This is a genomic window from Yersinia vastinensis (assembly GCF_902726565.1).
Classification (GTDB): Bacteria; Pseudomonadota; Gammaproteobacteria; order Enterobacterales; family Enterobacteriaceae; genus Yersinia; species Yersinia vastinensis.
Genome location: NZ_CACVAF010000021.1, coordinates 1 through 23,034, shown reverse-complemented (window position 1 = coordinate 23,034; position 23,034 = coordinate 1). Strand labels below are relative to the sequence as shown.

Here is a 23,034-nt window from a genome sequence, read left to right as displayed (position 1 = left end):
ATATTCCTTTCTATTGACGACTTAATATACTGCGTTCTCAGCTACGACCCACTCGGGTAGCTCGGTAGTCAAAGTAACGCGATGAAATGGTTTAAGAGTGATAGAAAAGAGTATTCCGAGAAGTGTTTCGACTTCTCAGTCTAAATAATAGTGTTGCATGACCTGTCCTAGTTTAGGGCGGACAGAGTGGGTCACTGATCAGCGAGCTGAGGAACCCTATGGTTTACTCCTATACCGAGAAAAAACGTATTCGTAAGGATTTTGGTAAACGTCCACAAGTTCTGGACATACCTTATCTCCTTTCTATCCAACTTGACTCGTTTCAGAAGTTTATCGAGCAAGATCCCGAAGGGCAGTACGGCCTAGAAGCAGCATTCCGTTCTGTTTTTCCAATCCAGAGCTACAGCGGCAATTCGGAGCTGCAATACGTTAGCTACCGTCTTGGTGAGCCAGTATTTGACGTCAAAGAGTGCCAGATCCGTGGTGTGACTTATTCCGCACCGCTGCGCGTTAAACTGCGTCTGGTAATCTATGAGCGCGAAGCTCCGGAAGGTACGGTCAAAGACATCAAAGAACAAGAAGTCTACATGGGTGAAATTCCACTCATGACCGAGAACGGTACCTTTGTCATTAACGGTACTGAGAGGGTTATCGTATCTCAGCTGCACCGTAGTCCTGGCGTATTCTTTGACAGCGATAAGGGTAAAACCCATTCATCGGGTAAAGTGCTGTATAACGCGCGTATCATCCCTTACCGCGGTTCATGGTTAGATTTCGAGTTTGACCCGAAAGACAACCTGTTTGTCCGTATTGACCGTCGTCGTAAATTGCCGGCAACCATCATTCTGCGTGCATTGAATTTCACCACTGCACAGATCTTGGATCTGTTCTTTGAGAAAGTGGTCTTTGAGATTCGTGACAACAAGCTGCAGATGGAATTGGTTCCAGAGCGTCTGCGCGGTGAAACGGCATCCTTTGATATTGAAGCGAATGGCAAAGTTTACGTCGAGAAAGCGCGTCGTATTACTGCACGTCATATTCGCCAGCTTGAAAAAGACGGTATTGACCGCATCGAAGTTCCAGTTGAATACATTGCTGGCAAAGTCGTAGCAAAAGACTACATCGATGAGAACACCGGTGAGCTTATCTGTGCAGCCAACATGGAGCTGTCACTGGATCTGCTGGCTAAGTTAAGCCAAGCGGGCCACAAGCAAATCGAAACATTGTTCACCAACGACTTGGATCACGGTGCTTATATCTCCGAGACCCTGCGTGTTGATCCAACCAGTGATCGTCTGAGCGCTTTGGTTGAGATCTACCGCATGATGCGTCCTGGTGAACCACCAACTCGCGAAGCAGCTGAAAATCTGTTTGAGAACCTGTTCTTCTCTGAAGACCGCTACGATTTGTCTGCGGTTGGCCGGATGAAGTTCAACCGTTCACTGCTGCGTGACGAGATCGAAGGTTCCGGTATCCTGAGCAAAGAAGACATCACTGAAGTGATGAAAAAGCTCATCGATATCCGTAACGGTAAAGGCGAAGTGGATGATATTGACCACTTAGGCAACCGTCGTATTCGTTCTGTTGGTGAAATGGCTGAAAACCAGTTCCGTGTGGGTCTGGTTCGTGTTGAGCGTGCGGTTAAAGAGCGTCTGTCTCTGGGCGATCTCGACACGCTGATGCCTCAGGACATGATCAACGCCAAGCCTATCTCGGCTGCGGTGAAAGAGTTCTTTGGTTCTAGCCAGTTGTCACAATTTATGGACCAGAACAACCCGTTGTCTGAGATTACGCACAAACGTCGTATCTCTGCATTGGGCCCGGGTGGTTTGACCCGTGAACGTGCTGGCTTTGAAGTTCGAGACGTACACCCGACTCACTACGGTCGCGTATGTCCAATCGAAACGCCAGAAGGTCCAAACATCGGTCTGATCAACTCCTTGTCCGTGTACGCACAGACCAATGAGTATGGTTTCTTGGAAACTCCGTATCGTCGCGTTCGTGATGGTGTGGTGACCGATGAAATTAACTATCTGTCTGCTATTGAAGAAGGCAACTTCGTTATCGCTCAGGCGAACTCCAACTTGGACGAAGATGGTCGCTTCATCGAAGACTTAGTCACTTGTCGTAGCAAAGGCGAATCAAGCCTGTTCAGCCGCGACCAAGTTGACTACATGGACGTTTCCACTCAACAGGTGGTGTCCGTTGGTGCTTCTCTGATTCCATTCTTGGAACACGATGACGCCAACCGCGCCTTGATGGGTGCGAACATGCAACGTCAGGCGGTTCCTACTCTGCGTGCTGATAAGCCGCTGGTTGGTACCGGTATGGAACGTGCAGTAGCGGTTGACTCAGGGGTAACTTCTGTAGCCAAACGTGGCGGTACAGTTCAATACGTTGATGCATCTCGTATCGTGATTAAAGTTAACGAAGACGAAATGTATCCGGGCGAAGCAGGTATTGATATTTATAACCTGACCAAATACACCCGTTCTAACCAGAACACCTGTATCAACCAGATGCCGTGTGTGAATCTGGGTGAGCCTATCGAGCGCGGCGACGTGCTGGCAGATGGCCCATCAACAGATCTGGGTGAACTGGCATTGGGTCAGAACATGCGCGTAGCGTTCATGCCTTGGAACGGTTACAACTTCGAAGACTCCATCTTGGTCTCCGAGCGCGTGGTTCAAGAAGATCGCTTCACGACTATCCATATTCAGGAATTGGCATGTGTGTCTCGTGACACCAAGTTAGGGCCTGAAGAGATCACTGCTGATATCCCGAACGTGGGTGAAGCTGCGCTCTCTAAACTGGATGAATCCGGTATCGTGTATATCGGTGCTGAAGTGACTGGCGGTGACATTCTGGTTGGTAAGGTAACACCTAAAGGTGAAACTCAACTGACACCAGAAGAGAAACTGTTACGTGCGATCTTCGGTGAGAAAGCGTCTGATGTTAAAGACTCTTCTCTGCGTGTACCAAACGGTGTTTCCGGTACGGTTATTGATGTGCAGGTCTTTACTCGCGACGGCGTAGAAAAAGACAAACGTGCGTTAGAAATCGAAGAGATGCAACTGAAGCAGGCTAAGAAAGACCTGACTGAAGAGTTGCAGATCTTGGAAGCGGGCCTGTTTGCACGTATCCATGCAGTACTGGTTTCTGGTGGCATCGAAGCTGACAAGCTGAGCAAATTACCACGTGATCGCTGGCTGGAACTTGGCCTGACCGACGAAGACAAGCAAAACCAGCTGGAACAGTTGGCAGAGCAGTACGACGAAATGAAATCCGAATTCGAGAAGAAGATGGATGCCAAGCGTCGTAAGATCACCCAAGGCGATGATTTGGCACCCGGCGTGCTGAAGATCGTCAAGGTGTATCTGGCCGTTAAACGTCAGATTCAACCGGGTGACAAGATGGCCGGTCGTCACGGTAACAAAGGTGTTATCTCTAAGATTAACCCGATCGAAGATATGCCTTACGATGAAAACGGTACGCCGGTAGACATCGTTCTGAACCCGCTGGGCGTACCATCGCGTATGAACATCGGTCAGATTTTGGAAACCCACTTGGGGATGGCAGCGAAAGGTATCGGCGAGAAAATCAACGCCATGCTGAAGAAGCAGGAAGAAGTTGCCAAACTGCGTGAGTTTATCCAGAAAGCCTACGATCTGGGCGATAGCGTTTGTCAGAAAGTTGATCTGAGCACCTTCACCGATGACGAAGTACTGCGTCTGGCAGAGAACCTGAAAAAAGGTATGCCAATCGCAACACCAGTCTTCGATGGTGCAACAGAGAAAGAAATCAAGGAACTGTTACAGCTGGGTGGCCTGCCAACTTCTGGTCAGATTACTCTGTTTGACGGCCGTACCGGCGAGCAATTCGAACGTCAGGTTACTGTCGGCTACATGTACATGCTGAAACTGAACCACTTGGTTGATGACAAGATGCATGCGCGTTCTACCGGTTCTTACAGCCTGGTTACTCAGCAGCCGCTGGGTGGTAAGGCTCAGTTCGGTGGTCAGCGCTTCGGTGAGATGGAAGTGTGGGCGTTGGAAGCTTATGGCGCCGCGTACACCTTGCAGGAAATGCTTACCGTCAAGTCTGACGATGTAAACGGCCGTACCAAGATGTACAAAAACATCGTGGATGGCGATCACCGTATGGAACCGGGCATGCCGGAGTCCTTCAACGTATTGTTGAAAGAAATCCGCTCGCTGGGCATCAATATCGAGCTGGAAGAAGAGTAATTCTTCTCCAGACGGCAGGCTCTCATAGCCGGGAGTCTGCTGGTGGTTCGCACTGGTCACAGGGGCGCTCAAACTTAGGTTTGGGCGCCTATCAGGTCTAACTCCGACAGGAGCCAATCCGTGAAAGACTTATTAAAGTTTCTGAAAGCGCAAACTAAGACCGAAGAGTTTGATGCGATCAAAATTGCTCTGGCCTCGCCAGACATGATCCGTTCATGGTCGTTCGGTGAAGTTAAAAAGCCGGAAACCATTAACTACCGTACGTTCAAACCAGAACGTGACGGCCTTTTCTGCGCCCGTATCTTTGGCCCAGTAAAAGATTACGAATGCCTGTGCGGTAAGTACAAGCGTTTGAAACACCGCGGTGTTATTTGTGAGAAATGCGGCGTTGAAGTGACTCAAACCAAAGTACGCCGTGAGCGTATGGGTCACATCGAGCTGGCGTCTCCAACTGCGCACATCTGGTTCCTGAAATCGTTGCCATCTCGCATCGGTTTGCTGCTGGATATGCCATTACGTGACATCGAACGTGTACTGTACTTCGAATCCTATGTGGTGGTTGAAGGCGGTATGACCAACTTAGAACGTCGCCAGATCCTGACTGAAGAGCAGTATCTGGATGCGTTGGAAGAGTTTGGTGATGAGTTCGACGCGAAAATGGGCGCCGAAGCTATTCAGGCCCTGTTGAAAAACATGGATCTGGAAGCGGAATGCGAGATCCTGCGTGAAGAATTAAACGAAACAAATTCTGAAACCAAGCGTAAGAAGCTGACCAAGCGTATCAAGTTGCTGGAAGCGTTCGTACAGTCTGGCAACAAGCCAGAGTGGATGATCCTGACCGTGCTGCCTGTGCTGCCGCCAGATCTGCGCCCATTGGTTCCGCTGGACGGCGGTCGCTTTGCGACATCTGACCTGAACGATTTGTATCGTCGCGTGATCAACCGTAACAACCGTCTGAAACGCCTGCTGGACTTGGCTGCTCCTGACATCATCGTACGTAACGAAAAGCGTATGCTGCAAGAAGCAGTAGATGCATTGCTGGATAACGGCCGTCGCGGTCGTGCTATTACCGGCTCTAACAAGCGTCCGTTGAAGTCACTGGCTGACATGATCAAAGGTAAGCAAGGTCGTTTCCGTCAGAACTTGCTGGGTAAACGTGTTGACTACTCAGGTCGTTCGGTTATTACCGTTGGTCCATACCTGCGTCTGCATCAGTGCGGTCTGCCTAAGAAAATGGCTCTTGAGCTGTTTAAACCGTTCATTTACGGCAAGTTGGAATTGCGTGGTCTTGCTACCACCATTAAAGCTGCCAAGAAGATGGTTGAGCGTGAAGAAGCGGTTGTTTGGGATATTCTGGATGAAGTTATCCGCGAACACCCAGTACTGCTGAACCGTGCACCAACCCTTCACCGTTTGGGTATCCAGGCGTTTGAACCGGTTCTGATCGAAGGTAAAGCAATCCAGTTGCACCCACTGGTTTGTGCGGCATATAACGCCGACTTCGATGGTGACCAAATGGCTGTTCACGTACCGCTGACACTGGAAGCTCAGTTAGAAGCGCGTGCGTTGATGATGTCGACCAACAACATCCTGTCACCAGCGAACGGCGAGCCAATCATCGTTCCTTCTCAGGACGTTGTATTGGGTCTGTATTACATGACCCGCGACTGTGTTAACGCTAAAGGCGAAGGCATGGTACTGACTGGCCCGAAAGAAGCGGAGCGTATTTATCGCGCTGGCTTGGCATCTCTGCATGCCCGGGTAAAAGTCCGTATTACTGAAGAAATTCGTAATACCGAAGGCGAAAGCACTTCGCGTACCAGCATCATCGATACGACTATTGGCCGTGCTATTTTGTGGATGATCGTCCCGAAAGGCCTGCCTTACTCTATCGTTAACCAGCCGCTGGGCAAAAAAGCAATTTCCAAGATGCTGAACACTTGTTACCGCATCCTGGGCTTGAAACCAACGGTTATCTTTGCTGACCAGATCATGTACACCGGTTTTGCTTATGCAGCACGCTCAGGCGCGTCTGTAGGCATCGATGACATGGTTATCCCAGAAGCGAAAGCAGGGATCATCGAAGAAGCTGAAACTGAAGTTGCCGAGATCCAGGAACAGTTCCAATCCGGTCTGGTAACAGCAGGCGAACGTTATAACAAAGTGATCGATATCTGGGCCGCGGCTAACGAACGTGTTGCCAAGGCGATGATGGATAACTTGTCTGTTGAAGATGTTGTCAACCGTGACGGCGTTGTCGAACAGCAGGTGTCTTTCAACAGCATCTTTATGATGGCCGACTCCGGTGCGCGTGGTTCTGCTGCACAGATTCGTCAGCTGGCAGGGATGCGTGGCCTGATGGCTAAGCCAGATGGTTCGATCATTGAAACGCCAATCACCGCGAACTTCCGTGAAGGTTTGAACGTACTTCAGTACTTCATCTCAACCCACGGTGCGCGTAAAGGTTTGGCGGATACCGCATTGAAAACTGCGAACTCCGGTTACCTGACTCGTCGTTTGGTTGACGTGGCACAGGATCTGGTGGTGACTGAGGACGATTGTGGTACCCATAACGGTATCGTGATGACCCCGGTTATCGAAGGTGGTGATGTTAAAGAGCCACTGCGTGATCGTGTACTGGGTCGTGTGACCGCAGAAGAAGTTATCAAGCCGGGTACGGCTGATATTCTGGTTCCGCGTAACACCCTGCTGGACGAAAAATGGTGTGATCTGTTAGAAGAAAACTCCGTCGACAGCGTTAAAGTTCGCTCCGTAGTAAGCTGTGAAACTGACTTCGGTGTGTGTGCTAACTGCTATGGTCGCGACCTGGCACGTGGCCACATCATCAACAAAGGTGAAGCAGTTGGTGTTATTGCAGCACAGTCCATCGGTGAGCCGGGTACCCAGCTGACGATGCGTACGTTCCACATCGGTGGTGCGGCATCTCGTGCGGCAGCAGAATCTAGTATCCAGGTTAAGAACAAAGGTAGCTTGAAACTGAGCAACGCCAAGTTCGTTACCAATGCAGCTGGCAAGCTGGTGATTACTTCTCGTAACACTGAGCTGAAGCTGATCGACGAATTCGGCCGTACTAAAGAAAGCTACAAAGTGCCTTACGGTGCTGTCATGGGTAAAGGCGATGGTGCAGAAGTTCAGGGCGGCGAAACCGTTGCTAACTGGGATCCGCACATCATGCCAGTTGTGACCGAAGTGAGCGGTTTCATTCGCTTCGCGGACATGGTTGACGGCCAGACCATTACTCGCCAGACCGACGAACTGACTGGTTTGTCTTCTCTGGTCGTACTGGACAGCGCAGAACGTACCGGTAGCGGTAAAGACCTGCGTCCGGCACTGAAAATTGTTGATGCCAAAGGCGACGACGTATTGATCCCAGGTACAGATATGCCTGCTCAGTACTTCCTGCCAGGTAAAGCGATTGTTCAGCTGGAAGACGGTATTCAGATCGGTGCGGGTGATACCTTGGCGCGTATTCCTCAGGAATCAAGCGGTACCAAGGATATTACCGGTGGTCTGCCACGTGTTGCTGACTTGTTCGAAGCACGTCGTCCGAAAGAGCCTGCAATCCTGGCTGAAATCAGCGGGATCATCTCGTTCGGTAAAGAGACCAAAGGCAAGCGTCGTCTGGTGATTTCACCGTTAGATGGTAGCGATGCATACGAAGAGATGATTCCTAAGTGGCGTCAGCTCAACGTGTTCGAAGGTGAAGTTGTAGAACGCGGTGACGTGGTTTCCGACGGCCCAGAATCTCCACACGATATTCTGCGTCTGCGTGGCGTTCACGCCGTGACCCGTTACATCACCAACGAAGTGCAGGAAGTTTACCGTCTGCAAGGCGTTAAGATTAACGATAAACACATTGAAGTTATCGTTCGTCAGATGCTGCGTAAAGGCACCATCGTTGATGCAGGTAGCACCGACTTCTTGGAAGGCGAGCAGGCAGAAATGTCTCGCGTTAAAATCGCTAACCGTAAGCTGGCAGCTGAAGGCAAAATCGAGGCTACGTTCACACGTGACCTGCTGGGTATCACCAAGGCATCCTTGGCGACCGAATCCTTCATCTCTGCGGCTTCGTTCCAAGAAACCACACGTGTTCTTACTGAAGCGGCTGTTGCCGGTAAACGTGATGAACTGCGTGGCCTGAAAGAAAACGTCATCGTTGGCCGTCTGATCCCAGCCGGTACTGGTTATGCTTATCACCAGGATCGTATGCGTCGCAAAGCTCTGGGTGAAGTTCCAGTGGCTCCGCAAGTTAGCGCGGATGAAGCGACTGCTAACCTGGCTGAATTGCTCAACGCTGGTTTTGGTAACAGCAAAGACTAATCTCTTTGTTCGTCACCAACGTAAAAACCGCTCCTTTCGGGGCGGTTTTTTTTGCTTATTTTTCAGGACGAAAACACGGAGTCTAGGAAAGAGATCGGCCTAAATGACGGTCCCAATCTTTCCAGACTGGCTGTAGCCCAGAAAGTGTCAATGCCTGTGCAACCTGCTCTGGAGTCCGATTATCATGCGGAGCAAACTGTTCAAGCTCCGGGTGATTATCTGCATATCCTCCCGGCTGAGTTTTCGAGCCTGCACTGACATTATTAATCGCCACCGGAATCACGTTATCGCGGAAGAAAGGTGATTCGCGGGTCGATAAGGACAATTCCACATCTGGCGCAAACAGGCGAAAAGCACAAATCAATTGCAGCAGTTGTGGCTCACTCATCAGAGAGGCGGGTTCAATGCCCCCGGCGCAAGGCCGTAAACGCGGGAACGAGATAGAATAGCGGCTCTGCCAGTAAGTTTGTTGCAGGTAGAACAGATGTTCCGCCAGCATGTAGCAGTCAGTGCGCCAACTGTTTGATAGCCCAATTAAAGCACCTAATCCGATCTTATCGATCCCCGCACGTCCCAAGCGATCCGGCGTTGCTAGCCGCCAGTGAAAATCTTGTTTCTGGCCGCGTAAATGGTGTTGTTGATAAGTGGCCGGATGATAGGTTTCTTGATAAACCATCACGCCGTCTAATCCCAGAGTTTTTAGTTCCGCATATTCTGCTTCAGCCAATGGTTGAACTTCCATCATCAGTGAGCTGAATTGGCTGCGGATCGTCGGGAAATGGCGGCGAAAGTAGTCCATCCCGACTTTTGCCTGATGCTCTCCAGTGACCAATAGCAAGTGTTCGAAGCCCAGCGCTTTGATGGCTTCACACTCACGAATGATTTCCGCCTCATCCAAGGTTTTGCGCTTAATGCGATTACTCATTGAAAAACCACAATAAGTACAATCATTGGCACACAGATTAGAGAGATAAAGCGGCACATAAAAACTGACGGTATTGCCAAAGCGCTGGCGAGTCAGTTGTTGTGCTTTTTGCGCCATGGGTTCCAAATAGGCTAATGCTGCGGGTGAAATTAAAGCCATCAAATCATCGCGAGTGGGTTTAATCGCATTTATCGCCCGTTCAACATCCACGGCAGTCTTGCTGTTGATGCGCAGTGAGATATCGTCCCAATCTAATTGCCGCCAACGCTGAGTGAAGTCTTCAGACATGACTGTTTTCCTCAAGCAGACTAAGGAAACCAGTCAAGGGGCTGGTGGCATTGGCTTGTCGTTGGCTCGGGCCTAAACCAGCATGTCGTGCTAAGGTGCCCGCTTCAACGGCCAGCCGGAATGCTTGCGCCATGTGTACTGGTGAGTGAGCAACAGCAATGGCGGTATTCACCAAAACGGCATCAGCGCCCAACTCAATCGCCTCAAGAGCGTGGCTGGGTGCCCCAATTCCGGCATCCACCACGACCGGGACTTTCGCTTGCTCAATGATGATTTGCAGAAAGTCGCGAGTGCGTAGTCCCAAATTTGAGCCAATGGGCGCTCCCAGTGGCATCACGGCAGCACAGCCAACCTCTTCCAATCGCTTACATAATACCGGGTCAGCGCCGCAGTAAGGCAAAACGACAAAACCCTCTTTCACCAGTGTTTCGGCAGCTTTCAGGGTTTCTATTGGGTCTGGTAGCAAATACTTCACATCCGGATGAATCTCCAGTTTCACCCAATGGGTGCCCAGTGCTTCTCGTGCCAGTCGAGCGGCGAAAACCGCTTCCTGTGCAGTTTTTGCTCCAGAGGTATTAGGTAGTAAGCGCACCCCTAATTGGCGTAACGGCGCCAGAATGGCATCGTTACCGGCGTGGAGGTCCACGCGTTTCATTGCCATAGTGACCAACTGAGAGCCAGAGGCTTGCAGTGCTTCCAGCATTAATTCAGCGGTGGCAAATTTGCCCGTCCCGGTAAATAGACGCGAGGTAAATGTGGTATCGGCGATTTTCAGCATGTTAGCCCCCGGCAATCGCTTGGAATAGCAAAATGTTATCTCCCTCGCATAGCTGGCATTCTTCCCAGTGACAGCGGGGGATGATGACTTGATTAATCGCCAGTGCGGTACCCGGCTGGTGGCGATTTAGCTGATTGAGCAGCTTGTCAGCGGTGATATCAGTCTCAACCTCTAACGGTTGGTCGTTGAGCACAATGCGCATGTGGTTTGTTGTCACCATCCACCTCCACAGACGGGGCAATGTACTGCCCGTGTCAGTTGCAAAGTGCTCCAGCTTTGTTGCTTACCATCGAATAACCGCAATTTGCCGTTTAATGGCGAAGGCAGTCCTGCCAACATTTTGATGGCTTCGAGAGCTTGCAAGGTGCCAATCACCCCCACAACAGGCCCTAATACACCGGCTGTACGGCAGTTTCGCTGTGGCAGTTCTTTATCTGGATAAAGGCAGGCGTAGCAACCATAGGAGTAAGGCGGCTCTATCACCAGCAACTGCCCACTAAACCCCACCGCACTGCCACTGATTAATGGCTTTTGCGCAGTGATGCAGGCTGCATTCACTTGATGGCGTGTTTCCATGTTGTCACTGCAATCAAGCACCAAATCAACGCCAGCGACGGCATCAATCAATGCTTTCCCCGCCAGTCGTGTATCAAATGCAATCGCTTCGATCAGTGGGTTGAGGTTTTGCAGATGACGTTGTGCTAATCGGGCCTTATTTTTACTGTCCGGGGTCTGGCTGATATCGGTGGTGCGGTACAGAATTTGACGTTGCAAATTAGTCAATTCGAGCTGGTCATCGTCAACCAATAGCAAGCGGCCCACACCGGCTGCTGCCAGATACAATGCCGCGGGGGAACCCAGCCCACCCAGCCCTATGATCAACACACTGGCACTTTTTAGCTGCAATTGGCCTTCAGGGCCAATGTCTTCGAGCAATAATTGGCGGCTATAGCGCAAGAATTCGCTGTCATTCAGTTCATGCGTGTTTATCATCATTTAGCCTCTTGCCTTCAATCAGGTGCAGCAATTGTGCGGTCGCCTGCTGCCAGTCATCGGCCTGAGTAATGGCGCTGACTACCGCTACACCGCCGACACCGGTTGCCAACACGGCAGGAACGCGCGCAATACTGATACCGCCGATAGCGACGGTGGGGTAATCAGGAGTGTTGTCGACCATCTGCTTGAGCACTGATAGCCCCTGTGGTGCTGACGGCATCTGTTTAGTCTGTGTCGGGAAGATATGACCCATAGCGATATAGGAGGGGCGTACAGCTTTGGCGATTGCCAGTTCATGTGCATCGTGAGTAGAGACGCCCAGCCGTAATCCGGCCTGCTGAATGGCGGCTAAATCAGTGGTTTCCAGATCTTCCTGCCCCAGATGCACGCCATAAGCGCCATGTTTAATCGCCAGCCGCCAGTAATCATTGATAAATAGGCGTGCTTTATAGCGTTCACCTAATTCAATCGCGGCTGCAATGTCTTGCTCGACTTGTGCGTCAGCTAAATCTTTAATACGTAATTGGATGGTGGTTACGCCGACTGCCAGCAGCCGTTCTATCCACAACAGTGAGTCAACGACCGGATATAGGCCGAGATACTGTTGGGTTGCAGGGAAACCTTTCTCCGCGGAAAAGGAAGCATGATTAGATGGGTTCATTATTGGCCTCTGCTTTTAGATTGGCTGGGCTATGGTATAGCTCACTGCCACGGGAGCGGAACTCGGCTGACATCTGTTCCATACCTGATTGTTGATTTTGCCGTGAGGGCTGGAGCTGGATTGTTTGAGTCTCTGCCTCTTGGGCTGCGGCATAGTCACGCACTTCCTGAGAAATTTTCATCGAGCAGAATTTCGGCCCACACATGGAGCAGAAATGGGCAACTTTGCCTGACTCTTGCGGCAGAGTTTCATCGTGGTAAGCACGAGCAGTTTCAGGGTCCAGTGCCAGATTGAACTGATCTTCCCAGCGGAATTCGAAGCGAGCTTTTGACATGGCATTATCGCGGATCTGTGCGCCGGGGTGGCCTTTCGCTAAATCTGCAGCATGGGCGGCAATTTTATAAGTAATAAGGCCTTGCTTTACATCATCTTTATTGGGCAGGCCAAGATGTTCTTTTGGCGTGACATAACACAACATGGCGCAACCAAACCAGCCGATCATCGCCGCACCAATACCTGATGTGAAATGATCATAACCCGGGGCGATATCCGTGGTGAGTGGCCCTAGTGTATAAAATGGCGCTTCGTGGCAGTGTTCCAGTTCTTCGGTCATGTTGCGGTGAATCATCTGCATCGGTACATGTCCGGGGCCTTCGATCATTACCTGCACATCATATTCCCAAGCAATCTTGGTTAATTCTCCCAAGGTGTGTAACTCAGCAAATTGGGCTTCATCATTGGCATCTTGAATAGAACCAGGGCGCAGGCCATCACCCAGTGATAATGAAACGTCATAGGCGGCACAAATCTGGCAAATCTCACGGAAATGCTGATAGAGGAAATTTTCCTGATGATGGGAGAGACACCATTTCGCCATAATTGACCCACCACGGGAAACAATCCCGGTCAGTCGCTTGGCAGTCATCGGCACATAACGCAATAATACGCCGGCATGAATAGTGAAGTAGTCAACCCCTTGCTCTGCTTGCTCTAACAAGGTATCGCGGAACATTTCCCAAGTTAGGTTTTCTGCTACGCCGTTGACTTTTTCCAGTGCTTGATAGATGGGTACGGTGCCAATGGGGACCGGACTATTACGCAAGATCCATTCACGAGTTTCATGAATATAGCGGCCGGTGGATAAATCCATCACAGTATCCGCGCCCCAGCGAGTGGACCATACCAATTTCTCCACTTCTTCTTCAATAGAGGAGGTCACGGCAGAGTTGCCGATATTGGCGTTCACTTTTACCAAAAAGTTACGGCCAATAATCATGGGTTCAGATTCGGGGTGGTTGATATTGGCGGGGATAATCGCACGCCCAGCGGCGACCTCCTGACGAACAAACTCCGGCGTGATGTTTTCCGGTAAATTGGCACCAAAGGCTTGTCCCGGGTGCTGGTGGCGTAACACTTCGCCACGAATCCGCTCACGGCCCATATTTTCTCGTAGGGCAATAAATTCCATCTCCGGCGTCACTTTACCGGCTCTGGCGTAATGCAGTTGTGTAACACATTTGCCATCAATAGCTTTTTTAGGGCGCGGGAGATGTTCAAAGCGCAAATGGTCCAAACCTTCATCTGCCAAACGTTGCTGGGTAAAACCAGAGCTGACGGAGGCCAGTGCTTCAGTATCCTGACGATCCGCTATCCAGCTATCACGCAATTTGGGTAAACCGGTGTGGACATCCAATTTTGCGTTCGGGTCGCCATAAGGGCCGGAGGTGTCATAAACCGGAATCGCTTCGTTATCTTCGTAGCGTGGGGAGTCTTTACTGCCGCCAATCAACGTTGGACTGAGTTGGATCTCCCGCATCGGAACTTGGATATCGGCCCGTGAGCCTTGCAGGTAAATACGTTGAGAATTGGGGAAAGTTACCCCTTGTAGGGTATCGATAAACTGTTGAGCTTCTTCGCGCACTTGCTTGCGGGGAATAGCATGGCGTGGGTGTGATGCACTTTGAGTTGTATTATTAGACATAGCAAATTCCTACCAGTGTGGTTTATAGGGAAAATTGCTTGTCTGGAGCTTGGCGGGAGTAACGATGTTGGCCAGTGACCGGCAGCCACCTTTAAGGTGAAGACGGGCCTGTAGCGATAAATTACTCTTGTTCCCTTCGCGGGTATTAACCCGATCAGGTTCCGCGGATCCCGAATTAACGGTCTCAGCCTGCGTTTGCTTCCCTAAGAAAGCAGGTGCTAGGCACTCCGACAAGAGTCCTCAGTATATACCCTTCTTACTTGAAATTGCAGGGGGACTCGCGACGTTTATTACTCGCCCCATCCATGGGCCTCGCTTCTACGAGGCCGCTGCTTGCAATTCCAAGTCTTTGGGTATTTGAGATTGAATAAAAATCAGCTTATAGAACTGAGTTAATTTGCTAACCCTTCTCTATTTACCGGTTGAGCGGCTTGCCATGATTCTGCTGCCCATTGAATTAATTGATCTTCCAACCTGAAACGGGCATCCAGTGCCTCGCCGATATCAGATAAAGCTTGTTGGAATTCAGTGCAGCTATCTTGGTCTATCTCAATGTTTGTATAACGATCATGGAATGCCATGATAGTTTGAGTGTTATTTTTTAACGCAGGATATACTTTGGTCGTTAGCGCCATTTTCGGGCTGGACGCCCCTTCTACCTGTTTGATTATTCTATCGTAGATATGAAAATGTCCGGAGGAGAGATAATCCACCAGATTATGGCAAAAGTTCTCCAGCGCTTTTTCATTAAGCGGGGTATGCTTTTCTTTTTGCGGCTTAATACCGATCACTGCGCAATACGAAACTAAAAGTTCTTTACGTGCATGAAGCCATTGATCAATTAATTCATTACTGCCGCCAACGCGTTGAGTCAGGCTTTCTAATCGGTTGAGCATAAGCGACTCCATGAGTAAGAAAAAGTAATAGTGGGTTACAAAAATGTAACAAACCGGATCCTAGATTGCCAGTGAAGTCGAGGTTGTGCAACAACGATATGGAACTACAACTTACAGGTAAAGAAAGTGGCTGGTGGATTGTCAGTCATGACAACAAATTATGGTTACCAAAAGGAGAGTTGCCGCAGGGCAATGCGGCCAATTGGTCATTACAAGGCGCAACTGCCAGACAAATTGGGGAATGGCAAGGGCAGGCGGTTTGGCTTATCCGCCAGATGATGTCTGCAGATATGGGGTCAGTACGGCAATTGCTGGATGTGGATCGCGGTTTGTTTCAATTGGCTGGGCGTGGTGTGCAATTAGCCGAGTTTTATCGCTCTCATCGCTATTGTGGTTATTGTGGGCATCAAATGCACGCCAGCCGCACCGAGTGGGCCTGTCTGTGTAATCATTGCCGTGAACGTTATTACCCACAAATAGCGCCCTGCGTTATTGTTGCTATTCGTCGTGGCGATGAGATTTTATTGGCGCAGCATGTTCGTCATCGTGGTGGTATTAACACCGTACTGGCGGGGTTTGTTGAAGTGGGTGAAACGTTGGAGCAGGCCGCTTCCCGTGAAGTCTTGGAAGAAAGTAATATTCATATTAAAAATCTTCGCTATGTCACATCGCAGCCTTGGCCGTTTCCGCATTCATTGATGATGGCGTTTATGGCCGATTATGATCACGGCGAGCTACGTCATGATCCTAAAGAGTTGCTGAATGCCGGTTGGTATCGTTATGACCAATTGCCATTGCTGCCACCTCCGGGCACAGTAGCCCGTCGGCTAATTGAAGATACCGTCGCATTGTGTCGTAGCGAACAGGACAGCTAAAGCTGGCATGCTACAATAGCGCCAGATAAAACAGTAGCGCCAGATAACTAAGGGAGCCCCACATGAATGAGTTGAAAAACGATCGCTATCTGCGTGCTTTATTACGCCAACCGGTAGACGTGACTCCGGTATGGATGATGCGTCAGGCAGGCCGCTATTTGCCAGAATATAAAGCCACTCGCGCTGTTGCCGGGGATTTTATGTCACTGTGCAAAAATGCTGAATTGGCCTGTGAAGTGACAATGCAGCCATTGCGTCGTTACCCGCTGGATGCGGCGATTCTGTTTTCCGACATTCTGACAATTCCTGATGCAATGGGCTTGGGACTTTATTTTGAAACGGGTGAAGGTCCTCGTTTCCATTCCCCTATTACCTGCCGCGCTGATGTTGAAAAGCTCCCCGTCCCTGATCCTGAACAAGAATTGGGTTACGTCATGAATGCAGTGAGGACAATTCGCCGTGAACTGAAAGGTGAGGTTCCACTGATCGGTTTCTCTGGTAGCCCATGGACATTGGCGACCTACATGGTTGAGGGGGGGAGCAGTAAGGCCTTCACTAAACTAAAGAAAATGATGTATGCCGAACCGCACACGTTGCATCTGTTGCTGGATAAACTGGCGGATAGCGTCATTTTGTACCTGAATGCCCAAATCAAAGCGGGGGCGCAATCCGTGATGATTTTTGATACTTGGGGCGGTGTCTTGACCGGCCGCGATTACCTCGAATTCTCTTTGCACTACATGCACAAAATTGTTGATGGTTTGGTCCGTGAATACGACGGGCGGCGAGTGCCGGTGACCCTGTTCACTAAAGGCGGTGGGCAGTGGCTTGAAGCTATGGCTGCCACCGGATGCGATGCCTTGGGGTTGGATTGGACCACGGACATTGCTGATGCACGGCGTCGAGTCGGGGATAAAGTGGCTCTACAGGGCAACATGGACCCTTCCATTCTTTATGCGCCACCTGTGCGTATCGAGCAGGAAGTTAGCACTATTTTAGCGAGTTTTGGTCAAGGCGAAGGGCATGTCTTTAACCTAGGGCACGGTATTCATCAGGATGTTCCGCCAGAGCATGCTGGAGTATTCGTTGATGCGGTACATCGCTTATCCAAGCCGTATCATCAATAAGTTAGCGGATAACAAGACGGATGATCGACACTCAAGCGCTACGGGAAGAACAGCGGCAGCGGGCATCTGAAGTGTATCTTCAAGATGATATTGCTTGCGAGTCAGTGCGCTTTATTGCCGGGGCCGATGTGGGTTTTGAGCAGCAGGGGGAAATAACCCGTGCTGCTATTGCCATTTTGCGTTATCCCTCGCTTGAGCTAGTGGAATATCAGGTTGCTCGAGTGCCAACTTCACTGCCGTATATCCCCGGTTTACTTTCTTTTCGTGAATATCCTGCATTATTAGCCGCTTGGGAGCAGTTGCAACAACAGCCCGATTTAGTTTTTGTTGATGGCCAGGGTATTGCGCATCCTCGTCGTTTGGGGGTTGCCAGCCATTTTGGTTTGCTCGCAGATGTTCCAACGATTGGTGTTGCTAAAAGCCGCCTATGCGGGCAATTTTTGCCATTGAACAGTGATAATGGTGCCGTTCAGCCGCTGGTGGATGGTGACGAGCAGCTTGGTTGGGTCTGGCGCAGCAAAACACGTTGCAATCCACTGTTTATTTCGCCCGGTCATCGGGTGAGTGTGGCAAGTTCACTGGTATGGGTTCAGCACTGCATGGCTGGTTACCGCTTGCCAGAACCGACACGTTGGGCGGATGCTATCGCATCAAACCGTCCGCTATTTCAGCGCTGGGTTATGGAAAAATCCTGATTTTCTTGGCAAGCGTAGGGATATGATTTAATTTCGGGTACACTGCCGCGCAGATAATGAATAATGAGAACTCATCATGATACGTAATCCGATTCATCTACGTCTCGAAAAGCTAGAAAGTTGGCAACATCTGACTTTCATGGCTTGCTTGTGCGAGCGGATGTATCCCAACTATCAGCAATTTTGTCTGGAGACCGAGTTCGGTGATCCGGCGGTTTACCGGCGTATTCTGGATCTTATCTGGGAAACATTGGTGGTAAAGGATGCTAAGGTCAATTTTGATAGCCAGTTAGAGAAATTGGAAGAGGCAATTCCTTCTGCTGATGACTATGCTATCTACGGTGTTTACCCTGCTATCGATGCATGTATTGCATTAGGTGAAGCTATTCATTCGCGTTTGAGTGGCGAAACCCTAGAGCATGCTATCGCTATCAGCGAGACGTCAATCCGCACTGTGGCGATGTTGGAGATGACGTTAGCTGGCAAAGAAATGACCGATGAAGAACTGAAAATCTTGCCCGCGATTGAAGAAGAATGGGATATCCAATGGGAGATTTTCCGCCTGTTAGCTGACTGTGAAGAGCGCGACCTAGATCTGATCAAAGGGTTACGATCTGACCTGCGGGAAGCGGCTGTTAGCAACATTGGCATAAATTTAGCGCAATAAGGCAAGAAAACGTGATTTAACGCCTGATTTGTCACGTCTTAAGGCTTCACATCTGCCCCCTGTCTGTTCTACATTTGGGGGGCGAAAAAAAGTGGCTATCGGTGCGTGTATGCAGGAGAGTGCTGTCAATCGGCATATCCGTCGCACTCGATGCTTTGCAAACGATAAACACACTGTAAGGATAACTTATGAATAAGACTCAACTGATTGACGTAATCGCGGAGAAAGCGGACCTTTCTAAAGTACAAGCTAAAGCAGCTTTGGAGTCCACTTTGGGTGCAATTACTGAATCTCTGAAAGAGGGTGATGCAGTACAATTGGTTGGTTTCGGTACTTTCAAAGTAAACCATCGTAGTGAGCGCACTGGCCGCAACCCACAAACCGGTAAAGAAATCAAAATTGCTGCAGCTAATGTGCCAGCGTTTGTTTCTGGTAAAGCACTGAAAGACGCTGTTAAGTCATAGTGTGTCAGTGAAAATAATAAACATAGGGGTGGCAAAGCCCCTTTTGTTTATGCAGCGGGTGCTGATGACCCTCGGTTTAGTTTTTGGTCTCAGCGCCTGTAGCAGTCAGTCGGGCACCCCCCAATTTAGCGCCAGCGGATATATCGCCGATAACGGTGTCGTTCGTTTATGGCGTCAGGATAATGCGCAGCAGCAACCACAAATGCTGATGAGCGTCTACAGCCCCTATTCTGGGGATAATACCCGCGTGACCTTTTACGAATATCAAAATGGCTTATTACGGGAAATCCGACGTAATGATTTGGGGCAAAACCCACAAAGTGTCGAATTACGTTTTGATGAACAAGGTCAGGTCAGTTTTATGCAGCGCCAATTAGCGACACGGCGTGAGCAACTTTCTGCCGATAATATTGCAGTTTACCAATTGGAAGCCAAACGGATCCTGGAGTTAAGTAGTGCGCTGCGTGCCGGAAACGTTAAGTTAATTCAGGGGCGTTGGCAGGAAGGGATCGTGACGACCTGTGCTGGAAAGACATTACGTCTGAGCCTTGATGATAATTCGCAGGCATGGCTGAATAAGCGAGGTGCGAATAGCACAGAACCTCTGGGGATTGCGTGGCTGGACTCACCTGAAGGTCAACAATTGCTATTAGTGGCCAACCAAGATTTCTGCCGCTGGGAACCTACTGCCGGCAGTTTGTAATACAAAGATAAAAGGGCACCGCGAACGGTACCCTTCGAAGTGATGACTATTATCTTTCTCGCGAGTTATTTACCCCGAGCAATTGCACGATAGCCAATATCTTTACGGCAGAAAACACCTTCCCACTGAATATTCTCAGCAAGTTTATAAGCGTGTTGTTGTGCTTGAGCGACGGTAGCTCCGAGCGCTGTAACACATAACACTCGGCCGCCGCTGGTTACGACGTTATTATGGCCATCGAGCTTGGTTCCGGCGTGAAATACTTTCCCGTCGGCCACTTCTTGCTGTGGCAATCCGTGAATAACATCACCCTGACGATACTCACCCGGATAACCGCCAGCGGCCAGAACAACACCCAGTGATGGGCGCTCATCCCACTCAGAGGTTTTCTCATCCAGTTTGCCCTGTGCACCGGCTAAACATAGCTCAACTAAATCTGAACGCATCCGTAGCATAATGGGTTGGGTCTCAGGATCACCAAAGCGGCAGTTGAATTCGATAACTTTCGGTTGCCCATCTGCGGAAATCATCAAACCAGCATAGAGGAAGCCGGTATAAACATTGCCTTCTGCTGCCATGCCACGCACGGTTGGCCAGATAACCTGACTCATGACGCGCTGATGAACTTCATCTGTGACAACTGGGGCGGGAGAATAAGCTCCCATACCACCGGTGTTCGGGCCGGTGTCACCATCACCCACGCGTTTATGGTCTTGGCTGGTTGCCATTGGCAGCACGTTCTCGCCGTCAACCATGACAATAAAGCTGGCTTCTTCGCCATCCAAGAACTCTTCCACAACAATGCGATGGCCTGCATCACCAAATGCATTGCCTGCCAGCATATCGTGAACAGCGGTTTCCGCCTCTTCCAGCGTCATGGCGACGATCACACCTTTGCCCGCAGCCAGCCCATCAGCCTTAATCACGATGGGGGCGCCAATCTTACGAACATAGGCTAAAGCCGGTTCGACCTCGGTGAAATTCTGATAAAACGCGGTTGGGATATTGTGGCGTGCCAGAAAATCTTTGGTGAAAGCCTTAGAACCTTCTAACTGCGCGGCCGCTTGTGTTGGGCCAAAGATGGTTAGGCCCGCTGCACGGAAAGCATCAACGACACCAATCACCAGCGGAGCTTCTGGACCGACGATAGTCAAGCCAATATCATGCTTTTGCGCAAAAGCCAGTAAACCCGCGATATCGGTAGCAGCGATATCCACGTTTTCTAGCCGAGGCTCCAGTGCCGTCCCTGCATTACCTGGGGCGACATAAATTTTATCCGCTAAAGGTGACTGTGCTGCTTTCCAGCCCAGTGCATGTTCGCGCCCGCCATTGCCAATAATCAAAATATTCATTTGGATAACTCCGTGGGATATACACCAGAGCGCATACCCCACTTAGACAAGAGGTTTAATTAATGACGGAAATGGCGCATGTCGGTAAAGATCATGGCAATACCGTGTTCATCCGCGGCAGCAATAACTTCGTCATCACGGATAGAGCCACCAGGCTGGATGACACAAGTGATACCTACGGCCGCAGCGGCATCAATACCGTCGCGGAACGGGAAGAACGCGTCGGATGCCATGGCGGAGCCTGCCACCTGCAAACCTTCATCGGCCGCTTTGATACCGGCGATTTTGGCTGAATACACACGGCTCATTTGGCCTGCGCCTATGCCGATGGTCATATTATCGCGCGCATAAACAATGGCGTTAGATTTAACAAACTTGGCAACCTTCCAGCAGAACAGCGCATCACGTAGCTCCTGCTCGGTCGGTTGGCGTTTGGATACCACACGCAGATCTGCTGCGGTCACCATACCTAAATCACGATCTTGCACCAATAAACCGCCATTGACGCGTTTGAAATCCAGCGCGGCAGTATGTTCTTGCCACTGACCGCAAGTCAGAACGCGAACATTCTGTTTGGCAGCTAACAGCGCCAGTGCCTCGGCACTGACAGAGGGGGCAATAATCACTTCGACAAACTGGCGGCTGATAATGGCGTTTGCGGTTTCAGCATCCAGCTCACGGTTAAAAGCAATAATACCGCCGAAAGCCGATGTGGGGTCAGTTTTATACGCTTTGTCGTAAGCTGCCAACAGAGAATCAGCAATTGCGACGCCACATGGGTTGGCATGCTTGACGATGACACAGGCAGGTTCGCTGAACTCTTTCACACACTCAAGTGCGGCATCGGTATCAGCGATGTTGTTATAAGAGAGCGCCTTACCTTGTAATTGTTGTGCTGTGGCAACGGAGGCTTCTTTAATATCTTCTTCTATATAGAAGGCGGCATTCTGGTGGCTGTTCTCACCGTAGCGCATATCTTGTTTCTTTATATAGTTAAGATTCAGAGTCCGAGGGAAGCGGCCAGCAGGTTGTTCAGTGTCGCCATAATAAGGCGGAACCAGCGCACCAAAGTAGTTGGCAATCATGCTGTCGTAGGCGGCGGTGTGTTCGAAAGCTTTAATCGCCAGATCGAAACGGGTTGGATAAGTCAGTGAACCCTCATTTTCATCGAGTTCAGCAATAATTGCTGGGTAGTCGCTACTCTTAACGACAATCGCGACGTCTTTGTGGTTCTTAGCGGCGGAGCGCACCATGGTTGGGCCACCGATATCGATATTCTCCACTGCATCTTCTAGTGAGCAATCAGGGCGGGCGACCGTCTGAGCGAACGGATATAAGTTCACAACCACAATATCAATTGGCTGGATATTATGTTGAGCCATGATGCCATCATCCTGACCACGACGGCCTAGAATGCCGCCATGTACTTTGGGATGCAAAGTCTTAACGCGTCCGTCCATCATTTCTGGGAAACCGGTGTAGTCAGAAACTTCTGTTACTGGCAGACCAGCATCAGCCAGCAGACGGGCGGTCCCGCCAGTGGAAAGTAACTCGATACCACGTTGTGAAAGTGCAGTGGCGAATTCGATGATCCCGGCTTTGTCAGAGACACTGAGTAGAGCACGGCGGATTGGGCGGCGTTGTTGCATGGTTTTATCCCTTGGCTTTGGAGTCGCAGTTGTTCTTCGCAATCAATCAATAGAGCGTTACGTGGATCTCTTCTATCTATATAGCGCTATAAAGAGAAGAACAGATTCAGATAACGTCCCAACTTTGCCAACAAGGTTACGTTTTTCAACGCGAGGAATTGTAGCGAAAACGATTGCGCGATGCTCGTCAATTTTGAGTTCAGATTCAATCTGTGGATAAGTTTGTGTACAACAGGGTATAAGGCGGGGTTTTGCTGTGGAATGCAGCAAACAGTCATTTTTATTGAAATTAGCGGTTGCGGGCAGCTCAGAACTCCCTATAATGCGCATCCATCGAGACGGCACACAACGAATCAAGTAGTTAAGTGACCGGCAAAGAGAACAGAGAA

General features: G+C 50.1%; 17 protein-coding genes and 1 riboswitch. Of the genes, 8 read left to right on the top strand and 9 right to left on the bottom strand.

Translation table 11 applies throughout. The features are described from left to right. Nucleotides 1–218 precede the first annotated feature (218 nt). Nucleotides 219–4,247 carry a DNA-directed RNA polymerase subunit beta gene (gene rpoB, locus HUZ92_RS20165; RefSeq protein WP_005175701.1) on the top strand — a complete coding sequence of 1,343 codons (4,029 nt, stop codon included), beginning with the start codon at nt 219–221 and terminating at the stop codon, nt 4,245–4,247. Between the two features lie 120 nt (nt 4,248–4,367). Beyond that, the gene (gene rpoC, locus HUZ92_RS20160; protein WP_050101910.1) at nt 4,368–8,588 is read left to right on the top strand and encodes a DNA-directed RNA polymerase subunit beta'; all 4,221 of its coding nucleotides are present in this window, start codon (nt 4,368–4,370) and stop codon (nt 8,586–8,588) included. An 82-nt stretch (nt 8,589–8,670) separates the two neighbouring features. On the opposite strand, the gene thiH is transcribed toward rpoC, so the two are convergent. The 7 genes from thiH to HUZ92_RS20125 all read right to left on the bottom strand — a co-directional run bounded on the left by thiH (nt 8,671) and on the right by HUZ92_RS20125 (nt 15,113). Beyond that, nucleotides 8,671–9,801: a 2-iminoacetate synthase ThiH gene (thiH, locus tag HUZ92_RS20155; protein WP_050101911.1), complete on the bottom strand. Its 1,131-nt coding sequence runs from the start codon at nt 9,799–9,801 to the stop codon at nt 8,671–8,673. Then, entirely contained in the window at nt 9,794–10,579 is a 786-nt protein-coding gene (locus HUZ92_RS20150) for a thiazole synthase (protein WP_050101912.1), read from the bottom strand. Before HUZ92_RS20150 ends, thiH begins: the two co-directional genes overlap by 8 nt. Nucleotide 10,580: 1 nt before the next feature. Next, nucleotides 10,581–10,796, bottom strand: a complete 216-nt coding sequence (gene thiS, locus HUZ92_RS20145; RefSeq protein WP_050101923.1) for a sulfur carrier protein ThiS — start codon at nt 10,794–10,796, stop codon at nt 10,581–10,583. Next, nucleotides 10,793–11,572, bottom strand: coding sequence for a HesA/MoeB/ThiF family protein (locus tag HUZ92_RS20140; RefSeq protein WP_050296436.1), 780 nt, complete (start codon nt 11,570–11,572; stop codon nt 10,793–10,795). Before HUZ92_RS20140 ends, thiS begins: the two co-directional genes overlap by 4 nt. Further along, nucleotides 11,556–12,236, bottom strand: a complete 681-nt coding sequence (thiE, locus tag HUZ92_RS20135; protein ID WP_050101913.1) for a thiamine phosphate synthase — start codon at nt 12,234–12,236, stop codon at nt 11,556–11,558. Before thiE ends, HUZ92_RS20140 begins: the two co-directional genes overlap by 17 nt. Then, nucleotides 12,223–14,217, bottom strand: a complete 1,995-nt coding sequence (thiC, locus tag HUZ92_RS20130; protein WP_050101914.1) for a phosphomethylpyrimidine synthase ThiC — start codon at nt 14,215–14,217, stop codon at nt 12,223–12,225. Before thiC ends, thiE begins: the two co-directional genes overlap by 14 nt. Nucleotides 14,218–14,331: 114 nt before the next feature. Next, nucleotides 14,332–14,457: riboswitch (TPP riboswitch) on the bottom strand. 152 nt (nt 14,458–14,609) lie between these two features. Continuing rightward, nucleotides 14,610–15,113 carry an Rsd/AlgQ family anti-sigma factor gene (locus HUZ92_RS20125; protein ID WP_050101915.1) on the bottom strand — a complete coding sequence of 168 codons (504 nt, stop codon included), beginning with the start codon at nt 15,111–15,113 and terminating at the stop codon, nt 14,610–14,612. A gap of 98 nt (nt 15,114–15,211) precedes the next feature. Between HUZ92_RS20125 and nudC the strand changes: the two genes are divergently transcribed. The 6 genes from nudC to HUZ92_RS20095 all read left to right on the top strand — a co-directional run bounded on the left by nudC (nt 15,212) and on the right by HUZ92_RS20095 (nt 19,644). Then, nucleotides 15,212–15,988 (top strand): NAD(+) diphosphatase, encoded by a 777-nt coding sequence (nudC, locus tag HUZ92_RS20120; RefSeq protein ID WP_050101916.1) that lies wholly within the window; start codon nt 15,212–15,214, stop codon nt 15,986–15,988. A 62-nt stretch (nt 15,989–16,050) separates the two neighbouring features. Further along, nucleotides 16,051–17,115, top strand: coding sequence for a uroporphyrinogen decarboxylase (gene hemE / locus HUZ92_RS20115; RefSeq protein WP_145525089.1), 1,065 nt, complete (start codon nt 16,051–16,053; stop codon nt 17,113–17,115). A 20-nt stretch (nt 17,116–17,135) separates the two neighbouring features. After that, complete coding sequence (nfi, locus tag HUZ92_RS20110; RefSeq protein WP_128451965.1) at nt 17,136–17,810, top strand: deoxyribonuclease V; 675 nt, start codon at nt 17,136–17,138, stop codon at nt 17,808–17,810. 76 nt (nt 17,811–17,886) lie between these two features. Next, a complete protein-coding gene (locus HUZ92_RS20105) occupies nt 17,887–18,477 on the top strand; it encodes a YjaG family protein (protein ID WP_050101918.1) in 591 nt (196 codons plus the stop codon). 188 nt (nt 18,478–18,665) lie between these two features. Further along, nucleotides 18,666–18,941 (top strand): nucleoid-associated protein HU-alpha, encoded by a 276-nt coding sequence (gene hupA, locus HUZ92_RS20100; RefSeq protein ID WP_050101919.1) that lies wholly within the window; start codon nt 18,666–18,668, stop codon nt 18,939–18,941. Between the two features lie 49 nt (nt 18,942–18,990). Continuing rightward, nucleotides 18,991–19,644, top strand: a complete 654-nt coding sequence (locus HUZ92_RS20095; RefSeq protein ID WP_050101920.1) for a DUF1481 domain-containing protein — start codon at nt 18,991–18,993, stop codon at nt 19,642–19,644. 65 nt (nt 19,645–19,709) lie between these two features. Here the strand turns inward: HUZ92_RS20095 and purD are convergent, their stop codons facing one another. Next, nucleotides 19,710–20,996, bottom strand: coding sequence for a phosphoribosylamine--glycine ligase (gene purD / locus HUZ92_RS20090; RefSeq protein WP_050101921.1), 1,287 nt, complete (start codon nt 20,994–20,996; stop codon nt 19,710–19,712). 59 nt (nt 20,997–21,055) lie between these two features. Beyond that, nucleotides 21,056–22,645, bottom strand: coding sequence for a bifunctional phosphoribosylaminoimidazolecarboxamide formyltransferase/IMP cyclohydrolase (gene purH, locus HUZ92_RS20085; protein WP_145579909.1), 1,590 nt, complete (start codon nt 22,643–22,645; stop codon nt 21,056–21,058). Nucleotides 22,646–23,034: the final 389 nt, after the last annotated feature.

What these genes read in the sequence shown, in the direction of transcription:
- rpoB (WP_005175701.1), top strand. Translation starts at nt 219, where the DNA reads ATGGTTTACTCCTATACCGAGAAAAAACGTATTCGTAAGGATTTTGGT.
- thiH (WP_050101911.1), bottom strand. Translation starts at nt 9,801, where the DNA reads ATGTCTGAAGACTTCACTCAGCGTTGGCGGCAATTAGATTGGGACGAT.
- HUZ92_RS20150 (WP_050101912.1), bottom strand. Translation starts at nt 10,579, where the DNA reads ATGCTGAAAATCGCCGATACCACATTTACCTCGCGTCTATTTACCGGG.
- HUZ92_RS20140 (WP_050296436.1), bottom strand. Translation starts at nt 11,572, where the DNA reads ATGATAAACACGCATGAACTGAATGACAGCGAATTCTTGCGCTATAGC.
- thiE (WP_050101913.1), bottom strand. Translation starts at nt 12,236, where the DNA reads ATGAACCCATCTAATCATGCTTCCTTTTCCGCGGAGAAAGGTTTCCCT.
- thiC (WP_050101914.1), bottom strand. Translation starts at nt 14,217, where the DNA reads ATGTCTAATAATACAACTCAAAGTGCATCACACCCACGCCATGCTATT.
- HUZ92_RS20125 (WP_050101915.1), bottom strand. Translation starts at nt 15,113, where the DNA reads ATGCTCAACCGATTAGAAAGCCTGACTCAACGCGTTGGCGGCAGTAAT.
- nudC (WP_050101916.1), top strand. Translation starts at nt 15,212, where the DNA reads ATGGAACTACAACTTACAGGTAAAGAAAGTGGCTGGTGGATTGTCAGT.
- hemE (WP_145525089.1), top strand. Translation starts at nt 16,051, where the DNA reads ATGAATGAGTTGAAAAACGATCGCTATCTGCGTGCTTTATTACGCCAA.
- nfi (WP_128451965.1), top strand. Translation starts at nt 17,136, where the DNA reads ATGATCGACACTCAAGCGCTACGGGAAGAACAGCGGCAGCGGGCATCT.
- HUZ92_RS20105 (WP_050101918.1), top strand. Translation starts at nt 17,887, where the DNA reads ATGATACGTAATCCGATTCATCTACGTCTCGAAAAGCTAGAAAGTTGG.
- hupA (WP_050101919.1), top strand. Translation starts at nt 18,666, where the DNA reads ATGAATAAGACTCAACTGATTGACGTAATCGCGGAGAAAGCGGACCTT.
- HUZ92_RS20095 (WP_050101920.1), top strand. Translation starts at nt 18,991, where the DNA reads ATGCAGCGGGTGCTGATGACCCTCGGTTTAGTTTTTGGTCTCAGCGCC.
- purD (WP_050101921.1), bottom strand. Translation starts at nt 20,996, where the DNA reads ATGAATATTTTGATTATTGGCAATGGCGGGCGCGAACATGCACTGGGC.
- purH (WP_145579909.1), bottom strand. Translation starts at nt 22,645, where the DNA reads ATGCAACAACGCCGCCCAATCCGCCGTGCTCTACTCAGTGTCTCTGAC.